General features: G+C 70.9%; 17 protein-coding genes. 12 read left to right on the top strand and 5 right to left on the bottom strand.

Annotated features, from left to right (window positions below):
* Window positions 1–26: 26 nt before the first annotated feature.
* The 4 genes from sucB (at window position 27) to lipB (ending at window position 4087) form a co-directional block, all read left to right on the top strand.
* Window positions 27–1514 (top strand): 2-oxoglutarate dehydrogenase, E2 component, dihydrolipoamide succinyltransferase, encoded by a 1488-nt coding sequence (sucB, locus tag ABD333_RS03840; RefSeq protein WP_344537697.1) that lies wholly within the window; start codon window positions 27–29, stop codon window positions 1512–1514.
* A gap of 121 nt (window positions 1515–1635) precedes the next feature.
* Window positions 1636–2523, top strand: a complete 888-nt coding sequence (locus ABD333_RS03835; RefSeq protein WP_344537695.1) for a TIGR01777 family oxidoreductase — start codon at window positions 1636–1638, stop codon at window positions 2521–2523.
* Between the two features lie 93 nt (window positions 2524–2616).
* Complete coding sequence (locus ABD333_RS03830; RefSeq protein ID WP_344537693.1) at window positions 2617–3351, top strand: Type 1 glutamine amidotransferase-like domain-containing protein; 735 nt, start codon at window positions 2617–2619, stop codon at window positions 3349–3351.
* Between the two features lie 19 nt (window positions 3352–3370).
* Complete coding sequence (gene lipB / locus ABD333_RS03825) at window positions 3371–4087, top strand: lipoyl(octanoyl) transferase LipB (RefSeq protein ID WP_410558581.1); 717 nt, start codon at window positions 3371–3373, stop codon at window positions 4085–4087.
* Between the two features lie 94 nt (window positions 4088–4181).
* Here the strand turns inward: lipB and ABD333_RS03820 are convergent, their stop codons facing one another.
* Together ABD333_RS03820 and ABD333_RS03815 are read right to left on the bottom strand one after the other, a co-directional pair.
* The gene (locus ABD333_RS03820) at window positions 4182–4691 is read right to left on the bottom strand and encodes a YfbM family protein (RefSeq protein ID WP_344537691.1); all 510 of its coding nucleotides are present in this window, start codon (window positions 4689–4691) and stop codon (window positions 4182–4184) included.
* Between the two features lie 122 nt (window positions 4692–4813).
* Window positions 4814–5137, bottom strand: a complete 324-nt coding sequence (locus tag ABD333_RS03815) for a YbjQ family protein (RefSeq protein WP_344537690.1) — start codon at window positions 5135–5137, stop codon at window positions 4814–4816.
* Between the two features lie 71 nt (window positions 5138–5208).
* On the opposite strand from ABD333_RS03815, the gene lipA reads away from it, so the two are divergent.
* Both lipA and ABD333_RS03805 read left to right on the top strand, forming a co-directional pair.
* Window positions 5209–6138: a lipoyl synthase gene (gene lipA / locus ABD333_RS03810; protein WP_344537688.1), complete on the top strand. Its 930-nt coding sequence runs from the start codon at window positions 5209–5211 to the stop codon at window positions 6136–6138.
* A 183-nt stretch (window positions 6139–6321) separates the two neighbouring features.
* On the top strand, window positions 6322–7017 hold the full coding sequence (locus ABD333_RS03805) for a DUF4191 domain-containing protein (RefSeq protein WP_344537686.1): 696 nt from the start codon (window positions 6322–6324) through the stop codon (window positions 7015–7017).
* A gap of 58 nt (window positions 7018–7075) precedes the next feature.
* On the opposite strand, the gene ABD333_RS03800 is transcribed toward ABD333_RS03805, so the two are convergent.
* Entirely contained in the window at window positions 7076–7546 is a 471-nt protein-coding gene (locus ABD333_RS03800) for an RDD family protein (protein ID WP_344537684.1), read from the bottom strand.
* Window positions 7547–7721: 175 nt separating this feature from the next.
* On the opposite strand from ABD333_RS03800, the gene glnA (ABD333_RS03795) reads away from it, so the two are divergent.
* The 5 genes from glnA (ABD333_RS03795) to ABD333_RS03775 all read left to right on the top strand — a co-directional run bounded on the left by glnA (ABD333_RS03795) (window position 7722) and on the right by ABD333_RS03775 (window position 14309).
* Complete coding sequence (gene glnA / locus ABD333_RS03795) at window positions 7722–9146, top strand: type I glutamate--ammonia ligase (protein WP_344537682.1); 1425 nt, start codon at window positions 7722–7724, stop codon at window positions 9144–9146.
* Window positions 9147–9263: 117 nt separating this feature from the next.
* On the top strand, window positions 9264–11438 hold the full coding sequence (locus tag ABD333_RS03790; RefSeq protein ID WP_344537680.1) for a DEAD/DEAH box helicase: 2175 nt from the start codon (window positions 9264–9266) through the stop codon (window positions 11436–11438).
* Between the two features lie 376 nt (window positions 11439–11814).
* Window positions 11815–12216 (top strand): OsmC family protein, encoded by a 402-nt coding sequence (locus ABD333_RS03785; RefSeq protein WP_344537678.1) that lies wholly within the window; start codon window positions 11815–11817, stop codon window positions 12214–12216.
* 350 nt (window positions 12217–12566) lie between these two features.
* The gene (locus ABD333_RS03780; protein ID WP_344537676.1) at window positions 12567–13481 is read left to right on the top strand and encodes a phosphatase PAP2 family protein; all 915 of its coding nucleotides are present in this window, start codon (window positions 12567–12569) and stop codon (window positions 13479–13481) included.
* Window positions 13482–13493: 12 nt separating this feature from the next.
* Window positions 13494–14309, top strand: a complete 816-nt coding sequence (locus ABD333_RS03775) for a phosphatase PAP2 family protein (protein WP_344537674.1) — start codon at window positions 13494–13496, stop codon at window positions 14307–14309.
* Here ABD333_RS03775 and ABD333_RS03770 read toward each other — a convergent pair.
* Window positions 14306–17440: a bifunctional [glutamine synthetase] adenylyltransferase/[glutamine synthetase]-adenylyl-L-tyrosine phosphorylase gene (locus ABD333_RS03770; RefSeq protein WP_344537673.1), complete on the bottom strand. Its 3135-nt coding sequence runs from the start codon at window positions 17438–17440 to the stop codon at window positions 14306–14308. The genes ABD333_RS03775 and ABD333_RS03770 overlap by 4 nt on opposite strands.
* Before the next feature lie 290 nt (window positions 17441–17730).
* Here ABD333_RS03770 and ABD333_RS03765 point away from each other — a divergent pair, with 290 nt between their 5' ends.
* Window positions 17731–19161 (top strand): FG-GAP and VCBS repeat-containing protein, encoded by a 1431-nt coding sequence (locus tag ABD333_RS03765; RefSeq protein WP_344537672.1) that lies wholly within the window; start codon window positions 17731–17733, stop codon window positions 19159–19161.
* A 75-nt stretch (window positions 19162–19236) separates the two neighbouring features.
* Here ABD333_RS03765 and glnA (ABD333_RS03760) read toward each other — a convergent pair whose 3' ends face one another.
* A complete protein-coding gene (gene glnA / locus ABD333_RS03760; RefSeq protein ID WP_344537670.1) occupies window positions 19237–20598 on the bottom strand; it encodes a type I glutamate--ammonia ligase in 1362 nt (453 codons plus the stop codon).
* Window positions 20599–20667 lie beyond the last annotated feature (69 nt).

Genomic DNA, 20667 nt, shown 5'->3' with positions numbered 1-20667 from the left:
GGAAATTCGAAGGAGTCGCGAGAGCCATGCCGGTCTCCGTCACAATGCCCCAGCTCGGCGAGAGCGTCACCGAGGGCACCGTCACCCGCTGGCTGAAGAAGGAGGGTGAGCACGTCGAGACGGACGAGCCGCTCCTGGAGGTGTCGACCGACAAGGTCGACACCGAGATCCCTTCTCCTGCGTCGGGCATTCTGACCAGCATCACCGTCGCCGAGGACGAGACCGTCGAGGTCGGCGCCGAACTGGCGGTCATCGGGGACCAGGGCGACGCCCCGGCCCCGTCGTCCGAACCCCAGCAGGCCGAGTCCGCCCCGGCCCAGGAGCAGGCGCCCGCCCAGGAGGCCCCGGCGCAGCAGGCACCCGCGCCGCAGGCCCCGGCGCAGCAGGCCCCCGCCCAGCAGGCACCGCCGCCCGCCGCGTGGCCGCCGCCCGCCGCCCAGCCCCCGCAGGCACCGCCCGCGCAGCAGCCGGCCCAGCAGCCGCCCGCGCAGCAGCCCACGCCGCAGCCGGCCCCGGCCTCCGAGGGCCCGTCCGGTGACGGCCCGTACGTGACGCCGCTGGTGCGCAAGCTCGCCTCCGAGCACAACGTCGACCTCTCCCGGGTCAACGGCACCGGCGTCGGCGGCCGCATCCGCAAGCAGGAGGAGCTGGAGGCCGCCCGCGCCGCGCAGGCCGCGCAGGCCCCGGCGCCGCAGGCTCCGGCCGCCCCGGCGCAGGCGCCCGCCGCGCCCGCACCGCCGCCCGTCGCCGCACCGGCTCCGGCCGCCCCGACGGCCGAGGCCGCCGCGCTGCGCGGCAAGACCGAGAAGATGTCGCGCATCCGGCAGACCATCGCCCGCCGCATGGTCGACTCGCTGCAGGTCTCCGCGCAGCTCACCACCGTGGTCGAGGTGGACATCACCAAGATCGCGCGGCTGCGCGACCGCGCCAAGGCCGACTTCCAGGCCCGCGAGGGCGTCAAGCTGTCGTTCCTGCCGTTCTTCGCGCTGGCGACGATCGAGGCCCTCAAGACCCACCCGAAGGTCAACGCCGTCATCAACAGCGAGACCAGCGAGGTCACCTACCACGACGTCGAGAACCTCGGCATCGCGGTGGACGTGCCCGAGCGCGGCCTGATGGTCCCGGTCATCCACAACGCCGGCCAGCTGAACCTGGGCGGCCTCGCCCAGCGGATCGCCGACGTGGCCGAGCGCACCCGCACCAACAAGGTCAGTCCGGACGAGCTGGCCGGCGGCACGTTCACGCTGACCAACACCGGCAGCCGGGGCGCGCTGTTCGACACCCCGATCCTCAACCAGCCGCAGGTCGGCATGCTCGGCACCGGCGCCGTCGTCAAGCGCCCCGCCGTCATCGACGACCCCGACCTGGGCGAGGTCATCGCCGTCCGGTCCATGGTCTACCTGGCCCTGACCTACGACCACCGCCTGATCGACGGCGCCGACGCCGCCCGCTTCCTCAGCACGATCAAGCACCGCCTCGAAGAGGGCAACTTCGAAGCGGAGTTGGGCCTCTAGCCTTCGCGGCCGACGAACGCGACATCGCTTCGCGATCTTCGCTGAAGGTGCGTTGAGTCCCCGCCGTTCCTTGGGAGCGGCGGGGTCTTGGCGTTCATGTGCGGGCTTTAGGGTGGTCGGCATGAAGGTCGCCATCACCGGGGCAAGCGGACTCATCGGCGGGGCGCTGGTCGAGGACTTGCGCAGGGACGGGCATGACGTCGTGCGGCTCGTACGGCGGGAGCCCGCGAAGCAGGACGAGGCCCGCTGGGACCCGCACGGCACGGTCGACACCAGCGCCCTGGAGGGGTGTGACGCCGTGGTGCACCTGGCCGGGGCCGGAGTCGCCGATCGGCCTTGGACCAGCGCGTACAAGCAGAAGATCCGGGACAGCCGGGTGCGCGGCACCCGCGTCCTGGCCGAGGCGATCGCGGGGATGAGCGACAGGCCGAAGGTGCTGGTGTCCGGATCGGCGATCGGATACTACGGCGACACCGGCGGCCGGGAGGTCGACGAGGAGTCGTCGATGGGCGGCGGGTTCCTGGCCGAACTGGTCCGCGACTGGGAGGCCGCCGCCGGTCCGGCCGCCGACGCGGGCGTACGGGTCGTACACGCGCGGACGGGCGTCGTCCTGGCCCGGGAAGGCGGCATGCTCGGCAAGACGCTGCCGCTCTTCAAGCTCGGGCTGGGCGGCAAGCTGGGCAATGGGCGGCAGTGGGTCAGCTGGATCTCGCTCACCGACCAGCTCGCCGCGCTTCGCCATCTGCTCGGCGGTGAGCTGGCCGGTCCGGTCAACCTGACCGCGCCCCGGCCGGTGACGAACGCGGCGTACACGCGGGCCGTCGGGCAGGCTCTCGGGCGGCCGGCGGTGCTCACCGTGCCCAGGTTCGCGCTGCGGCTGGCGCTGCGCGGGCTGGCGGACGAGGGCCCGCTGATCAGCCAGCGCGTGCTCCCCCGGCGGCTGGAGGCGTCCGGGTTCTCCTTCGCCCACACGGACGTGGACGCGGCGGTCCGGGCGGCGATCGGGTGAAGAAAATCCCCAAGAAACATCAAAGTCACGTTCGGTCCGGATGCGAGAACGTACGGTGACTCTCAGACGAAATGCCGAGCCGGAGGCGAGACCATGAGCACCGAAGGGCAGCCGCACATCGTCGCGATCGGCGGGGGGTCCTTCCTGCCGGACGGCCGGTACGGGACGACTCCCGGCCCGCTGCTGCGCTACGCCCTCGACCTGACCGGGGAGGACCGGCCACGGATCTGCTTCCTGGCCACGGCGCTGGGCGACGGCGCCGAATACATCGCCAAGGGCTACGCCGCGTTGTCCCAGCTGGACGCCGAGGTCAGCCACGTGGCGCTGTTCCCGATGCCCAACCTGCAGGACATCCGGTCCCACCTGCTGAGCCAGGACCTCGTCTACGTGTTCGGTGGCAGCGTGGCCAACCTCTTGGCGCTGTGGCGGCTGCACGGCGTGGACGAGTTCATGCGTGAGGCGTGGAACGAGGGCGTGGTGCTGTCGGGCCAGAGCGCCGGGGCACTGTGCTGGCACGTCGGCGGCAACACCGACTCCTACGGGCCCCAGCTGCGGCCCCTGACCGACGGGCTCGGCTTCCTGCCCTACTCCTGCGGCGTCCACTACGACAGCGACCCTCAGCGCCGCCCGCTGCTCCAGCAGCTGATCGGCGAGGGCACCCTGCCGGGCGGGTACGCCGCGGACGAGACGGTGGCGCTGCACTACGTGGGCACCGAGTTCGTCCAAGCCGTCTCCTACTCCAGGGACGCCGGCGCCTACCGGGTCGAGCCCGACGGCGGCACGGCCAAGGAGAGCAAGATCGAGCCGAGGCTGCTCGCCGCGATGTGAGGGACATAAGCTGAACCACGTGAACGAAACGGACGTACTCGACGACGCGCCCCCCACCTCGCGGGAGCTGGTCTTCGTCCACGTGGGCTTCGGCACCGCCGCGGTCCCGTACGAGAAGGCCTGGGACCTGCAACGACGCACCCAGGAACGACGGATCGACGACGAGATCCCCGACACCGTCCTGCTGCTGGAGCACGAACCCGTCTACACGGCGGGCAAGCGCACCGGCCCCCTGGACCGGCCCGTCGGCGACCCGGGCGCACCGGTGATCGAGGTCGACCGCGGCGGGAAGATCACCTGGCACGGACCGGGACAGCTCACCGGCTACCCGATCGTCAAGCTGCCCGACTCCCGAGGCGGCGTCGCGTTCGTCCGGCTGCTCGAACACATGATGATGGCCGTCTGCGCGGAGTTCGGCCTGGAGACCACGTTCATCGAGGACCGCAGCGGCCTCTGGGTGCCCGGCAGCCCCGACCGCAAGCTCGGCTCGATCGGCCTGCGCGTCCGCCGCGGCGTGACGATGCACGGCTTCCAGATCAACTGCGACTGTGACATGTCATGGTTCGACCGGATCATCCCCTGCGGCATCAGCGACGCCGGCTCCACGTCCCTGTCGAAGGAACTGGGCCGCCGCGTCACCGCCGCCGAGGTCACCCCCCTGGTCGAACGCCACCTCACCGACCTCCTGGGCGCCACCGCCCCCCTTCACCGAACCACCGCCCAACTGGCCGTCTGACCCCGACGTCACAGCAAAGCCGGTAGGTGGTTTTTGGGCAGCGCTGAGCGCCGGCCCGGGTGGTGATTTGGGGCCGGTCAGTGGGACGGGCGGGTCACGAGTGGGTCATGACCTTGAAGACGGCCTGGCGGTCGGCGGCGGCCTTGGCGAAGAACTCCGTGAGGCGCTCGTAGGCGGGCCTGAGCACGCGGTCGCGGGACTTGCCGTCCAGGCCCGCGGCGTCCTGCACCTCGGCGGCGGCCATCGCGGCCGGGTCGTAGCGCGCGGCGATCTGGTCGAACGGGGTGCCCGCCAGGTGGTCGGCGGCGGGCCGTACCCGGTCGGGAGCCAGGAAGATGACGTCGAGGCCGAGTTCGGCCGCGCCGTCCTCGGTCAGCAGCCGCCCGCCGCACACGACGTCGGCCTCCGGCTGGCGCCCGTCCCACGGGTCGCCCGTGATCAGGTAGTGCAGCGCCTGCCAGTGGCCGCCCAGGTCGAGCAGCTGCTCGGCGGGCTGGCGGCGCCGCCAGTCGGGCGTGCCGAAGACCAGGCGGGCGATCCGGCCCGGGTCCGGCTCCCCCTCCATCGTCGGCGGCACCCTGAGGTACGACATTGCCAGGCCCACGGTGGTTCCTCCTGCGTACGACATGACGACAGGGAGTCACCCTAGAGAGATCAACTGCTACCGAGGGTGGAAACGCGGGAATCGGCCTATGTCCGGCCTCATGATCTTCCTTGCCCTTGCCCTCACGGCAGCTTCCGGACCTTCACGGCGGTGCCGTAGGCGCACATCTCCTGGCCCATGTCGCCGAGATCGTTGGCGTCGAAGCGCATCGCCAGAACGGCGTCCGCGCCGAGGTCGCGGGCCGCCTCGACCAGGCGGGTCTGCGCCTCGACCCGGGTCTCCTCCAGCATCTTGGTCATGCCCTTGAGCTCGCCGCCGAGCATCGCCTTGAGCCCGGCGCCGATCTGTGAGCCGAGATGGCGGCTGCGCACGGTCAGCCCGAAGACCTCGCCCACCACCTCGGTGACCTCGTATCCCGGCAGATCGTTCATCGTGCTGATCAACATGATCGTCCCCCCGGACGATCTCTACCCGGCCTGGTGTGCCGAGAAGCTCGCCCGGCGCGTAATCTGAGGGGGTGACGACGGTGACACCTGAGGGGCGCAAGCTCCTGCGCATTGAAGCCCGCAACGCCGAGACCCCCATCGAGCGCAAGCCCGACTGGATCAAGACCCGGCTGAAGATGGGGCCGCAATACCGGGAGCTCACCAGGCTGGTGAAGTCCGAGGGCCTGCACACCGTCTGCCAGGAGGCCGGCTGCCCCAACATCTACGAGTGCTGGGAAGACCGCGAGGCCACGTTCCTCATCGGCGGCGACCAGTGCACCCGCCGCTGCGACTTCTGCCAGATCGACACCGGCAAGCCCGCCGAGTTCGACCGGGACGAGCCGCGCCGCGTCGCCGAGTCGGTCGCCCAGATGGGCCTCAGGTACGCCACGGTGACCGGCGTCGCGCGTGACGACCTTGAGGACGGCGGCGCCTGGCTGTACGCCGAGACCGTGCGCCAGATCCACGCCGCGATCCCCGGCTGCGGCGTCGAGCTGCTGATCCCCGACTTCAACGCCGAGCCGGACCTCCTCGCCGAGGTCTTCGGCTCCCGCCCCGAGGTGCTGGCCCACAACGTCGAGACCGTGCCGCGGATCTTCAAGCGGATCCGTCCCGGCTTCCGCTACGAGCGTTCCCTCGACGTCATCACCCGGGCCCGCGCCGCCGGGCTGGTCACCAAGTCCAACCTCATCCTCGGCATGGGCGAGACCCGCGAGGAGGTCTCCGAGGCCCTGCGCGACCTGCACGGCGCGGGCACCGAGCTGGTGACGATCACTCAGTACCTGCGCCCGTCGCCCCGGCACCACCCGGTCGAACGCTGGGTCAAGCCCGAGGAGTTCGTCGAGCTCGCCGCCGAGGCCGAGGAGATCGGCTTCGCCGGCGTCATGTCCGGCCCGCTGGTCCGCTCCAGCTACCGCGCCGGCCGCCTCTACAAGCAAGCCATCGAGGCGCGCAGTGTTTGATGGCCCCCGCGACCTCGGGCCTCGCCTAGCGGCTCGGACCGAATCGCCGAAGCGGCGAACGCGACATCGCTTCGCGATCTTCGCCTAGGGCATCGCCTTCGGCTCGCCCTAGGCTCAGGTAGCGCGTTCGCGTGCGGGGTCGGGGTGTCTGTACAGGGGTACGACACGACTATCCTTGTGGCCATGTCGAAAAACGCCACGGACGGGGCCCAGGAGCGTCCGGGCCGCCTCAAGCAGATCCGCATGGTGGCCCAGGTGCTCCGCCAGGCGGACCCGAAGGCCCTCCCGATCGTCTTCGCCTCCGCGATCGGCACGCTGGTCCTGGTCATCCTCGTCGGATGGCTCATCGGGCAGCTGTGGTTCTTCATTCCGCTCGGGCTCCTGGCCGCGGTGGCCGTCGGCATGATCGTCTTCGGTCAGATGGCGCAGCGTGCCCAGTACAAGGTGATCGCCGGCCAGCCCGGCGCCGCCGCCGCGATCCTCAAGAACATGCGCGGCGGCTGGACGATCACCGAGGCCGTCAGCGGCAACCGCAACCTCGACATGGTGCACCGCGCGGTGGGCCGTCCCGGCGTGGTGCTGGTGTCGGAGGGGCCGGGCAACCGTGTGGGCCAGCTCCTCGGCGCCGAGAAGAGGCGCATCTCCCGGGCCGCCCAGCAGGTCCCCATCTACGACATCCAGGTGGGTGACGAGGAGGGGCAGATCCCGGTCGACAAGCTCCAGCGCCACCTGATGAAGCTGCCGCGCAACCTCACCAAGGCGCAGGTCTCGGAGCTGAACGACCGCCTCCAGGCCCTCCCCCGCGCCATGCAGATGCCCAAGGGCCCCATGCCCAAGGGCTCTCGCATGCCGAAGGGGCCCAAGCCCAAGATGCGCTGAGCACGATCGATCGTCCAGGAGGAGCTGCCCGTTCCAGGGCATGCTCCTCCTTTGTATGTCAGGTGTTGATGACGGCGGTGTTGGCTGCGCGGTCGTGCAGGCCGCGGTAGTCGCGGTCCCAGATCATGGCGGGGATGATCAGGACGAGGAGGAACGTGCGGGCCAGGGACCAGACCGGGCCGACGGGCCTGCCGTCGAGGCGGACGACGCGGATGCCGGTGAGGCGCTTGCCGATGGTCATGCCCAGGGTGGCGGTGAGCAGCCAGGCCTGGAGGGCGAAGATCCCGGTGTTGGCCAGGGAACGCGTGCCCGGGGACCAGTCGAGGGTCTTGGCGAGGAACGCTCCGATGAGGGCGGCGACCAGCAGGTCGAGCAGGATGGCGAGGATCCGGCGTCCGTAGCTCGCGGCCGAGCCGCTGCCCTTTTCGGGGAATCCGAGGCGTTCGCCCGGATAGCCGAGATCGGCTCCCGCCGCGCGGGCGCCGCCCAGCCAGGTCTGCGTCCACCGGGTGCCCTTGGCGCTGCTCATGGCCATACGCTATCCGGTGCCGAAGACAACTCGGACTCGGGGCGTGGCTTGCGTCCCGCCGGGCCGCGACCTCCTTCACAATGTGATGCGTAACACAGGCGAAACATATGGGACACCGCCGGGAAACGGCACGCCCATAGCCTTCCGTAAGCCAAAAGCGCCCCAAGGAGGCTGGATGTTCAGCAGCGCCGATGAGGTCCTGAGCTTCATCAGGAACGAAGGTGTGCGATTCGTCGACTGTCGGTTCGTGGACCTCCCCGGGAAGATGCAGCACTTCACGTTCCCCGTGGAGAGCTTCGGCGAGAGCGTCTTCACCGAGGGGCTCATGTTCGACGGCTCGTCGGTCCGCGGGTTCCAGGAGATCCACGAGTCGGACATGCTCCTGCTCCCGGACCCGAGCACGGCGGTGGTCGACCCGTTCCGCCAGCACAAGACGCTGAACCTCAACTTCTTCGTGCACGACCCGCTGACCGGCGAGCCCTACAGCCGCGACCCGCGCAACGTCGCCAAGAAGGCCCAGGACTACCTGCGCGGCACCAACATCGCCGACACGTGCTACTTCGGCCCCGAGGCCGAGTTCTACATCTTCGACGACGTGCGGTTCGAGACCAAGGAGAACACCGGCTACTACTTCCTCGACTCGGTCGAGGGCGCCTGGAACACCGGGCGCGAGGAGCCGGGCGGCAACCTCGGCGCCAAGCCCCCCTACAAGGGCGGCTACTTCCCCGTACCGCCGATGGACCACTACACCGACCTGCGGTCGGAGATGGTGTCGCAGCTGCTCGAAGCCGGCATCCACGTGGAGATGCAGCACCACGAGGTCGGCACCGCCGGCCAGGCCGAGATCGACTTCCGCTTCGACACGCTGCTGAAGACGGCCGACAACCTGCTGCTCTACAAGTACATCGTCAAGAACGTCGCGCGCGCCGCCGGCAAGACCGTCACGTTCATGCCGAAGCCCATCTTCGGCGACAACGGCTCGGGCATGCACTGCCACCAGTCGTTGTGGAAGGACGGCTCGCCGCTGTTCTACGACGAGGTCGGCTACGCGGGACTGTCGGACAACGCGCGTTACTACATCGGCGGGCTGCTCAAGCACGCGCCGTCGCTGCTGGCGTTCACCAACCCGACGGTCAACTCCTACCACCGGCTGGTCCCGGGCTTCGAGGCCCCGGTCAACCTGGTCTACTCGCAGCGCAACCGCTCGGCGTGCATCCGCATCCCGATCACGGGCTCCAACCCCAAGGCCAAGCGCGTGGAGTTCCGGGTGCCGGACCCGTCCTGCAACCCCTACCTGGCCTTCTCGGCGATGCTGATGGCAGGTCTGGACGGCATCAAGAACAAGATCGAGCCCGCCGAGCCGGTGGACAAGGACCTCTACGAGCTCCCGCCCGAGGAGGCCCGCGCCATCCCGACGGTGCCCGGCTCGCTGGAGGCGGTCCTCGCGGCGCTGGAGACCGACCACGACTACCTGCTCGAAGGCGGCGTGTTCACGCCCGACCTCATCGAGACGTGGATCTCCATGAAGCGCGAGTTCGAGATCGACCCGATCCGGCTCCGTCCGCACCCGCACGAGTTCGAGCTCTACTACGACATCTAGGCCGTCCGAACGGCTCGTGGAACGCCCCGTCCCGCGACGGGGCGTTCTGCCGTCCGAGGGGCGCAGGGTGTCGTACTCCGGTGGCATCATGTGCTCCGGACGGAGGTGGCGGGCACGATGACGCAGGAGTTGCTCAGGCGGCGGTTGCCTGAGGAGCCCAAGAAGCTCCTGCGGAGCGCGCACGACCTGCGGCACGCGGCGTGGGCCCTGACCGTCGACCATCGGCGGGCCAAGGCGGCGGTGCAGGACGCGCTCGGGCCGTTGCGGCGGCGCGCGGCGCGCGAGCAGCTGGCCTCGATGCCGGTGGCGCGGCTCAAGGACGTGACCGATGGACGGTTGCGGCTGCCCGCGCTGGAACGGGCCGAGATCGAGACGGTGCTGCAGGTCCTCGACACCACCCCGTACGAGCTGCAATGCCTGCCCGGCATCGGGCCGCAGACCGCCAACCAGATCCACGCCGCGGCCGGTCAGATCGCCGAGGCGGCCGAACGCGTCGCGAGCATCCGCATCGGGCTCGACCGGGCCGACGCCGAGACCACCGCGCTGGTCGTGGCGCTGCACCTGCTGGTGGACGCCGGGCCGGACGTGCCGCGGGCGGCCGAGGCCGCGGTCGAGGTGGACGAACGGCTGTCACCGCTGATCAACATGGCGGCGCCGGCGGTGAACTGGTGGCGGCGGCTGTTCTCGACACGCCACCGCCGTGAGCAGGCGATGGACGCGCTGGCCGCTCTCGCCGAGCTGCTCCGCGAGGAGCGCGCCCGGGGCACACCGGGGCTGCTGGCGCAGGCCTCGGTCGATCTGCTGCGGCCGAGGGTGTCGTCCGACGAGGCGTGGATCGACTTCGAGCTGCGCGCGTCCGACTACTACGCCCTGCTCGCCGAGCTGGCCGCCCTCGATTCCGAGCGCGATCCGGGCGAGGGCTTCCTGCCGGACGACATCACGAGACGGGTCAAGGAGCAGCCGCTGGACGAGCGGCACCTGCGCGTCTCGCTCCGCGGCTACCAGTCGTTCGGTGCCCGCTTCGCGCTGGCGCAGCGGCGCGTCCTCCTCGGTGACGAGATGGGCCTCGGTAAGACCGTGCAGGCCATCGCGGCGATCGCGCATCTGTCGGTCACGGAGGCGACGCATTTCCTGGTGGCGTGCCCGGCCAGCGTGCTCATCAACTGGCTGCGCGAGATCGACGCGCGCAGCGCCCTGCTCGCGCACCCCGTGCACGGCCCTGACCGCGCCGACGCGCTCGCCGACTGGGTCCGCGACGGCGGCATCGCGGTGACGACCCTGGACGTGCTGCACACCCTGCGGGTCCCGGACGGTGTCCGGATCGGCATGCTGGTCGTGGACGAGGCGCACTTCGTCAAGAATCCCGACACCCGCCGTTCCCGGGCCGTCGCCGCCTGGTGCGCGCGTACCCAACGGGTGCTCTTCCTCAGCGGCACCCCGATGGAAAACCGCGTCGAGGAGTTCCGCAACCTGGTCGCCCACCTGCAGCCCGCGCTGGTCCCCGACATCCGGCGCAGCGACGCGGCGATGGGCCCGCGCGCGTTCCGTGCCGCCGTCGCCCCCGCCTACCTGCGCCGTAACCAGCACGACGTGCTGGTCGAGTTGCCCGACGTCGTGCACGTCGACGAGTGGGAGGAGTTCAGCTCCGCCGACGCCGCCGCCTACCGCCGGGCCGTCGCCTCCGGCAACTTCATGGCCATGCGCAACGCGGCGTACGCGGTCCCGCGCAGGTCGGCCAAGCTCAGGCGCGTGGTCGAACTGGTCGAGGAGGCCGCCGCCAACGAGCTGAAGGTCGTCGTCTTCTCGTTCTTCCGCGACGTGCTCGCCACCGTCGACGCCGCTCTCGGCGAACGCGCGCACGGCCCCATCTCCGGTTCCGTCCCGCCCGCCGGTCGTCAGGCCATGGTCGACGCGTTCACCGCCGAGCCGGGCCACGCCGTGCTGCTGAGCCAGATCCAGGCGGGCGGCACCGGCCTCAACCTCCAGGCCGCCTCGGTCGTCATCATCTGCGAGCCGCAGGTCAAGCCGACTCTGGAGAGCCAGGCGGTCGCGCGGGCGCACCGGATGGGCCAGGTGCGCCCCGTTCAGGTGCACCGGATCCTCAGCACCGACAGCGTCGACCAGCGCATGCTCGACCTGCTGCAGGGCAAGAGCGCCCTCTTCGACGCCTACGCCCGCCGCAGTGACATCGCCGAAGCCTCCCCCGAGGCCGTCGACATCTCCGAACAGGCACTCGCCCGCCAGATCGTCGAAGAGGAACAGCTGCGCCTCGAAACGTCCCGCCCCGCCTGACGGGCGCCTCCACCGCTCCGGAAATGTGCGGGACCCCCCGCCGGACGTGGACGGGACGTGCCGCCCAGGGGGAAACGGAGTGAGCGGTACGGCCTGCTTACGCAGCGTCCGGCGGGGGGAGATGTCGATCCGCTCTCCGTCCGACGAGCCTTCACGCACCGGGCCCTTCGATTGTCTCCGACGTCGACCAGGACCGATATGACGAGCGGGACAGGGCAGGCTGACGTGCGATAACGCACGCCGGTCACCGAACGTGGCCGGAGCCGTGGCCGGCCCGGAGGCGCCAGGACCCGCCGGCTCTGGGAAGATCCAGGGCGGCGTTCGTGTTTCGACGGGCGTCAGCGCAGGCGTCATCGCAACGATTGAAGGGGGTCCCATGGCCACGGTGAAGGTGGAGCGGACCGACGACGGCTACCAGGCCACCAACGACCGCGGAGCGCGCGTCGCCATCGGTGACTCCAGCGATGTCGAGGGCGCGTTCACGCCGGTCGAACTGCTGCTGGCGGCGCTGGGCGGCTGCGAGATCGTCACCGTGGAACCGCTGACGGCCCAGCGCGGCCACCGGATGGTCAGGCTCGCGGCGACCGTCTCCGCCGACAAGGTGGCCACGAGCCGGCTCGGCACCATCACCATCAGCTACGAGGTGGAGCTTCCCGAGGGCGACGACAAGGCGGCCGAGGTTCTCGCCAAGGTCGCCAAGCGCGTCCACGACAGTTACTGCACGGTCGGCAACGCCCTCAAGGAGCCGATGAAGGTCGAGCAGATCGTCTCCACCTGACGCCGGCCCAGCCGCGCGTGCCGCCCGTACCGCGTGCCTCGTGGGCCGCGCGTGCACCCCGCGTGCACCCCGCGTTCACCAGGCCGAAAGCGGCCATGGGGGTAAGGCTTACGACCCTCATGTCGGGTATCGATAACCTCCACCCCGTTCGTCCCCTCCCCCTCTCAGCCGGTGAACGGTGCCGACCTGCGCGCGTCCTCCTATGCTGACTCCTGATCAAGGCCCCGGCCCCGGCGCTCCCTCCCCCAAAGGTCCGGAGGGCGCATCAGGGTCGTACTACTCAAGGCTGAGATGAAGACCATTCGTCGCGGTGATCTCAAATAGGTGGCCGCACCGCAAAGATAGGGAGCATGGCCCAAATCGCCCCACCCGCTCCTCGAGGCCAGACCGGAGAGGCCCGCCCCGCCCCCGCGCGGCGGGTCGTCCGCGTGCCGGGGGTCAGGCGGATCTCCGTGCCGCCGGTGTGGCGCGAGCTGCTGCTGATCGCGCTGTTCTACACCGGCTATACGCTGACGCGCATCGTGCTGGTTCAGGACGGGACGGGGCCGGCGTTCGCGAACGCCGACCAGATCCTCGCCACGGAGCGGTTCCTGGGGATCGACGTCGAGCTCGGCCTCAACCAGATGCTGCTCCAGGTGCCATGGCTCGCCCGTACCGCCAACATCTTCTACGCCACCGCCCATTTCGGCGTGACGCTGGCGGTCGTGGTGTGGCTGTACCGCCGCAGACCCGAGGACTACCGCTGGGCGCGCACCGGGATCATGATCGCCACGGGCGTGGCGTTGCTGGGCTTCTGGCTCTACCCGTTGGCGCCGCCGCGCTTCCTGCATGACGAGGGGTTCGTCGACCCGGTCACCGCGCTGCACTCGCTGGGCCTGTACGCGAGTGACGCCTCGGGCACCCTCACCAACCAGTACGCGGCGATGCCGTCGATGCACGCGGGCTGGGCGATGTGGTGCGGCTTCCTGCTGATGCGGCTGACCGCGCGGCGATGGGCCAAGGTGCTCGGCGTGATCTACCCGGCCACCACCGTGTTCGTGATCCTTTCCACCGCGAACCACTACATCCTGGACGCGGTGGCCGGGATCGCCCTGATCGGCGGGGCGATGGCGGTGTCGTGGCTCCTCTACCACCGGTGCCCGGCACCGGTTCTCGCCATGCGAGACCGGACGACGTCTCTGCTGGTACAGAGGCTGCGGGCACGGCCGGGCGCCGCCGCGGCCGATTCGGGCGGGGGCCGGGGTGCGCGCGAGACCGGCGTTTGACATGCTGGGATCATGGCCAGACCGGCCGGCGGTCCCGACATCGGCCGCCGCTTCGACCCCGGCCCCGCGAACGGCCCAGGCCCCGCGAACGGCTCTGGGGCGACGGCGGTCCGTCCTCGGCTGCGAACAGAGCTCCTGCTCCTGCTGATCTGCTATGGCGCGTACGAGGTGGTCCGCAACCTCGTGCCGACCGACCACGCGATGGCCGCGCACCGCGCCCGGCTGATCCTCGACCTCGAGTACGCCGCCAACCTGGACGTCGAGTACGCGCTCAACCGGCTCTTCGCCGCGCACACCTGGATCGCGATCCCGTCGAACTACTTCTACTCCACGATGCACTTCGTCGTGACGATCGGCGTGATGGTGTGGCTGTACGTACGACATCCGGGCCGCTACCCGGTGTACCGGTCGCTGCTCTTCGCCACCACGCTCGTCGGCCTGGCCGGGTTCTGGTTGTTCCCGCTGGCCCCGCCGCGGATGTTGCCGGGCTTCACCGACACCGTGATCAGCTTCGGTACGTGGGGCATCTATGACTCCGGGCCGACCGCGGCGGTCTCCAACCAGTACGCCGCCATGCCGTCGATGCACATGGCCTGGGCACTGTGGTCCGCCGCCGCGATCATCGCCATCGCCCGGCGGCGCTGGGTGGTGACGCTCGCCGTGGCCTACCCCGCGCTGACCATGGTGGTCATCATGGGAACCGCCAACCACTACCTCCTCGACGCCGTGGGCGGCGTCGTCGCCCTCGCCCTCGGTTACGCCCTCAGCCGCGGCGCCTTCCGGGCCACTACGCTCGCGTTCCTGAGCCGCGGCAATCCCCTCGTCTAGCCGGCGCCGTAGAACACCCGTTCCACCACGGCACGGGCCCGGCGCGCGTGGCGGCGGTAGTCCTCGATGAGATCCCCGGTGCCGGGATAGCCGAGCACGCGGGTGACCGCGCTGCGCTCGCGGTGGTGGTCGGTCGGGAGCAGGTCGGAGGCCCGGCCGCGCACCAGCATGATCACACCGCGGAACCGGGTCGCCAGCCGCCACGCCTCCGACAGCACCCGCGCGTCGTCGGCGTCGAGCAGGCCGGCCTCGACCGCGGCGTCCAGGGTGGCGAGCGTACGGGTCGTCCGCAGGGCGGGCACGTCATGGGCGTGCCGGAGCTGAAGGAGCTGGGCCACCCACTCCACGTCCGACAGGCCGCCGGGTCCGAGCTTGATGTGCTGGCGGCGGTCGATGCCGCGGGGCAGGCGCTCGGACTCCATCCTGGCCTTCAACCGCCGGATCTCGCGGACGGTGTCGTCGCTGATCCCGTCCTCCGGCCACCGCACGGGATCGATGAGCGCACGGAAACGTTCGCACAGGCCCGGGTCACCGATGATCGGGTCGGCACGGAGCAGCGCCTGGCTCTCCCAGGGCTCCGACCAGCGGGCGTAGTACGCGGCGTACGAGGCGAGCGTGCGCACGAGCGGCCCCTGCCGCCCCTCTGGCCGCAGGTTCGGATCGATCTGCAGCGCCGGGTCGGGAGCGGGCAGGGCCAGGAGCCTGCGCAACTCCTCGGCGACCGCGTGGGCGGCGCGGCTCGCGTCACGTTCGTCGGCGTCCGGCAGCGGGTCGTGGACGAACATCACGTCGGCGTCGCTGCCGTAACCGAGTTCGTGACCACCGAACCGGCCCATCGCCACGACCGCCATCCGCGTCGGCAACGGCCCGCGCCGCTCGATCTCGATCTTGTTGATGGCGGCCTGCAGCGCGGCCTCGATCGTCACGGTCGCGATGTCGGTGAGCGCCTCGCCCACCGTGCGGACGTCGGCGAGGCCGAGCAGGTCGGCGACCGCCACCCGGAACAGCTCCCGGCGCCGCAGCCCGCGCACCACCGCGACCGCCGCCTCGGCACTGCCCCCGTCCGGCCCCCCATCACCACCGTGCTTACTTCTATCGCCTTCGGCACCGTGTTTACCTTTATCGCCTTCGGCACCCTGCCTACTTCTATCGCCTTCGGCTCTACGGCGCACCGCCGCCATCGCCTCCGCGCGCAACGTCGCGTACGGCCGCGCCGTGAGGTCGGCTTCGCTGGCGAGCATCGCGACCGCTTCCGGCGCACGCAGCAGCAGGTCGGTGGCGTACCGGCTGGACGCCAGGACGCGGGCCATGCGTTCGGCGACGGTCACCTCGTCCCGCAGCAGCCGCAGGTACCACGGCGTCGTGCCGAGTGCGTCGCTCACCTGCCGGAACCCCAGAAGCCCCGCGTCGGGATCGGGGGCGTCGGCGAACCATCCGAGCATCACCGGCAGCAGCGTGCGCTGGATGGCGGCGCGGCGCGACACCCCGGACGTGAGGGCCTCGATGTGCCGGAGCGCGCCCGCCGGGTCGTTGAACCCGAGCGCCTCCAGCCGGGTGCGGGCGGCCTCGGGCGTGAGTCGGGACTCCTCCCCGGGCAGCCGGGCGACCGCCAGCAGCAGCGGCCGGTAGAACAGCTTCTCGTGGATGCGGCGTACCTCGCGGGCGTGCCGCCGCCACAGCGCGGTGAACTCCCCCACCGGCTCGGTGCGCAGGCCGAGCGCGCGGCCCAGCCGGCGCAGGTCGACCGGATCGCCCGGCACCAGATGGGTACGGCGCAGCCGGTGGAGCTGGATCAGGTGCTCGACCCGCCGCAGGAACCGGTAGGCCGAGGTCAGCGCGGCCGCGTCGTCACGTCCGACGTAGCCGCCGTGCGACAGCGCCGCCAGCGCCTCCAGCGTGCCGGCGCCGCGCAGCGTCGCGTCCGCGCGCCCGTGCACGAGCTGCAGCAGTTGTACGGCGAACTCGACGTCGCGCAGCCCGCCGGGGCCGAGCTTCAGCTGGCGTTCGGCGTCCTCGCCCCGTTCGCTCAGGTGAGCCTCGACGCGGCGCCGCATCGCCTGGACGTCCGCGACGAAGTCCTCTCCGGCCCCGCGGGCACCGTCGCGGCCCACCGCCCCCCAGACGATGGGCGTGATCGTCTCCAGGTAGCGCCGGCCGAGCTCGGCGTCGCCCGCGACCGGCCGCGCCTTGAGGAGCGCCTGGAACTCCCAGGTCTTGGCCCAGCGCTCGTAGTACGCCCGGTGGCTGGCGACCGTCCGTACCAGCGGGCCCGCCTTCCCCTCCGGCCGCAGCGCCGCGTCGACCTCCCACAGGGCGCCCTCCTCGGTGCTGGCCGAGCACGCGCGCATGAGCGCCGACGCCAGCCGGGTGGCGGTACGCAGGCCGGCCTCCTCCGGGTGGCCCTCCCGCGCCTCCGCCACAAAGATCACATCGACGTCGCTGACGTAGTTGAGCTCCCGGCCGCCGCACTTGCCCATGCCGATGACCGCCAGCCGGCACGCCTCGTGCTCCGGCACCGCCGCCCGCGCCACCGCCAGCCCCGCCTCCAGGGCGGCGGCCGCGAGGTCGGCGAGCTCGGCCGCCACCTGGGCGACGTCCGCCGCGCCGATGAGGTCGCGGCCGGCGAGCTGGAGCAGATGCCGCCGGTACGCGACGCGCAGCGCCGCCAGCGTCTCGGGTCCGGAGCCGCTCGCGACCGGGCCGGGCCCGGCCGGGTCGGCGCCCACCGCGCGCAGCAGAGCGGCCCGTACGGCCGCGGGCGGCGGGGTTTGGAGCGCTCCATCCCCGGCCAGCACCTGCCAGTCCGCGGGATGCCGGGCCAGGTGATCACCAAGGGCGGCGCTCACCCCCAGCACCGTGAACAGCCGTTCCCGGGTCGCCGGGTCCTTGTGCAGGACGGCTCGCAGGTCGGCGCCGTCAGCGCCCGCCGCGGCGAGCAGCCGCAGGACGCCTGTCAGCGCGAGATCGGGGTCGGCGGTGGCGCCGAGCGCGTCCAGCAGCCCGTCGCCGAGGACGCCGTCCGGATCCTCCTCGATCAGCCGCCGCGCCGCGAGCCCCGCGTCGGTGAAGCCGAGCCTGGCCAGGCGACCGGCCAGCGAAGGACGACGGTCAGGTGTCCACGGCTGCTGCACGACTCCACCGTAATCGGACGACCCCGCGGCGGAGGGTGAAGCACGCACACGAAAGATCTCGATTCCGTCTACGCCCGACGCCCTGTCCATGTCAGTGAAGCCTGGCAGCTTCGGTAAACCACGAACGATCTTGGCGCGTCCCCTAACGGAAGACCCAGCCTCCCGGGGGAGCTCCCTTGCCGAACGGTTCCCTACCGCCGTCAGCGCGTTCAGCGCCGCAGCGGCGGCATCCGGGCTCGGCTCCGGACTCCGCCCTGACACAAGACCTGCCCCGCGCGACGAGGAGATACATGAAGAAGAGATCCCTGACCGCGTTCAGCGCCGCGGCCGCGATCAGCGTGGCGCTCGGCGGTCTCGGTGCCGTGGCCGCGCCCGCGGCCGCCGCGCCGCTCGTCAAGCCCGCCAAGCGGTCCGACTTCAACGGTGACGGTCACATCGACCTGGTGGCGGGCAGCTCCTGGGGCACCGGGGACGGAAAGGAGAAAGCGGGCTTCCTCACCGTCGTCTACGGGGGCCCGGCGGGCCCGCGCCCGTCGGCCCGCCAGGTCCTGACGCAGGACTCCCCCGGAATCCCCGGCTCGGTGCGGAAGGAAGGGTACTGGGGCTGGACGACCGCCAGCGCCGACTTCGACCGCGACGGCTACGCCGACCTCGCCGTTTCGAGCCAGGACCCCGATCCGGCATCGCCCACCCAGGGCGCCGTGATCGCGTCGGTCGTGATCATCTACGGTGGGCCGCGCGGCCTGTCGGACCGTACCGTCACCCTGGCGACGAACGACTACGGTGTCGTGGACCTCGCCGTCGGTGACTTCGACCGCAACAAGAGCCCGGACCTCGTCGCCGCGGTGCGCTACAACAACGCCCGCCTGCACGACGGTCAGCTGGTCTTCGCCAACGTCGGCGCCCGGGCGGTCCCGGGTGTCCGTACGACGTTGAAGATCCCGCGGCACCCGGCCACCAGCCAGACGCTCGCCTCGGCGGACTTCAACGGAGACGGCTACCACGACCTGGGCCTGGTGACGGCCGGGCACTACAAGGACGGCCCTTACAACGGCGAGTTGCAGGTACGGCTCGGCTCCCGGAAGGGCCTCGGGGCCGTGAAGATCCTCGGCCGGGGCTGGGACGCTCATGACCTCGCCACGGGCGACGTCAACGGTGACGGCAAGGCGGACCTCGTCGCCCTCAAATACTCCAAGAACAAGAAGAAGGCCGGCCTCGCCGTCCACTACGGCACCAAGACCGGCCTCGGCAGGGTCCAGACTCTGAACCGGGACACGCGGGGCGTCCCCGGCAAGAACCACTGGACCGGCGACTTCGGCTACAGCTTGGCGGTCGGCGACTTCAACGGCGACCGGAAGGCCGACGTCGCCACCGGCGACAACGGAGCGACACTCGGCGGCTCCGTGACGATCCTGAACGGGGCCAAGTCCGGCCTCACCACCAGGGGCGCGAAGTGGATCACGCAGAACACGGCGGGCGTGCCGGGTGCCTCCGAGCAGCACGACGGGTTCGGGAACGGCCTGTCGGCCTTCGACGCGAACCGCGACGGCAAGGCCGACCTGACGGTCGGCGCCCCCGGTGAGAACACGCCCGAAGGCTGGCTCTACCTCTTCCGCGGGTCCCGTACCGGCATCACGGTCAAGGGGCTGACGCACTTCGGCCCGCCCAACCTCGGGATCGGCGGCCGCAACGCTCAGCTCGGCGGCAGGCTGCTGCCCTGACGCGACAGTGGACGCGAGTCGTCCTGACATGAGGCGGTCCCGCCCGATCCGATCGGGCGGGACCGCTTTGGGCGTTTACAGGACCGCGATGAGGCGCTGGCGTTCGTAGGCGGTTACCTGGCGGCGGTAGTCCTCCCACTCCTGGCGCTTGTTGCGCAGGAAGAAGTCGAAGACGTGCTCGCCCAGGACGTCGGCCATCAGCTCGCTGCGCTCCATGGCGTGGATCGCCTCGTCCAGGCTCTGCGGGAGCGGCTCGATGCCGAGGGCGCGGCGTTCGGCGGCCGTCAGGGCCCAGACGTCGTCCTCGGCGCCCTGCGGCAGCTCGTAGCCCTCCTCGATGCCCTTGAGGCCGGCGCCGAGGATCGCCGCGAACGCCAGGTAGGGGTTGGCGGCGGTGTCGAGGGAGCGGAACTCGATGCGGGTCGCGTGGCCCTTCTGCGGCTTGTACATGGGGACGCGCACCAGGGCGGACCGGTTGTTGTGGCCCCAGCAGATGTAGGAGGGGGCCTCGCCGCCCGCGCCGGCGGTGGAGCCGACGCTGCCCCACAGGCGCTTGTAGGAGTTGACCCACTGGTTGCACACGGCGGTGATCTCGGCGGAGTGGCGGAGGACTCCGGCGATGAACGCGCGGCCGACCTTGGAGAGCTGGAACTCGGCGCCCGGCTCGTAGAAGGCGTTGCGGTCGCCCTCGAACAGCGACATGTGGGTGTGCATGCCCGAGCCCGGATGGTCGGTGAAGGGCTTGGGCATGAACGAGGCGAACACGCCCTGCTCCAGCGCCACCTCCTTCATGACCAGCCGGAACGTCATGATGTTGTCGGCGGTGGTGAGCGCGTCGGCGTACCGCAGGTCGATCTCCTGCTGGCCCGGGGCGCCCTCGTGGTGGCTGAACTCCACCGAGATCCCCATGGCCTCCAGCATCATGATCGCGTTGCGCCGGAAGTCGTGCGCGGCGCTGTGCGGGGTGTGGTCGAAGTAGCCGCCCGAGTCGACCGGGACCGGCTCGCGCCCGTCCTCCGGCCGGTCCTTGAGCAGGAAGAACTCCACCTCGGGATGGGTGTAGAAGGTGAACCCGAGGTCGGCCGCCCGGGCCAGCGCCCGCTTGAGCACGTAGCGCGGGTCGGCGAAGCTCGGCGTGCCGTCGGGCATGAGGATGTCGCAGAAGATCCGGGCCACCCCGGGGCCCTCGGACCGCCACGGCAGCACCTGGAACGTGGACGGATCAGGCTTGGCGATCATGTCCGCCTCGTAGACCCGGGCGAAGCCCTCGATCGCCGACCCGTCGAAGCCGATGCCCTCGGCGAAGGCACCTTCGAGCTCGGCGGGCGCGACCGCGACGGACTTCAGGAACCCGAGCACGTCGGTGAACCACAGCCGGATGAAGCGGATGTCGCGCTCCTCCAGCGTGCGGAGCACGAACTCCTGCTGACGGTCCAAAGCCTTCTCCCTACCGATCGCCGTGCCACTACCGACGTATGCCCCTACCGGACGCAGTCACACGAAGTT

Origin of the sequence: Actinomadura fulvescens (genome assembly GCF_039533225.1) — a bacterium.
GTDB classification, from domain to species: Bacteria; Actinomycetota; Actinomycetes; order Streptosporangiales; family Streptosporangiaceae; genus Spirillospora; species Spirillospora fulvescens.
The sequence above is the reverse complement of the archived record's forward strand: the minus strand, read 5'-3'. Positions and strand labels throughout refer to the sequence as shown.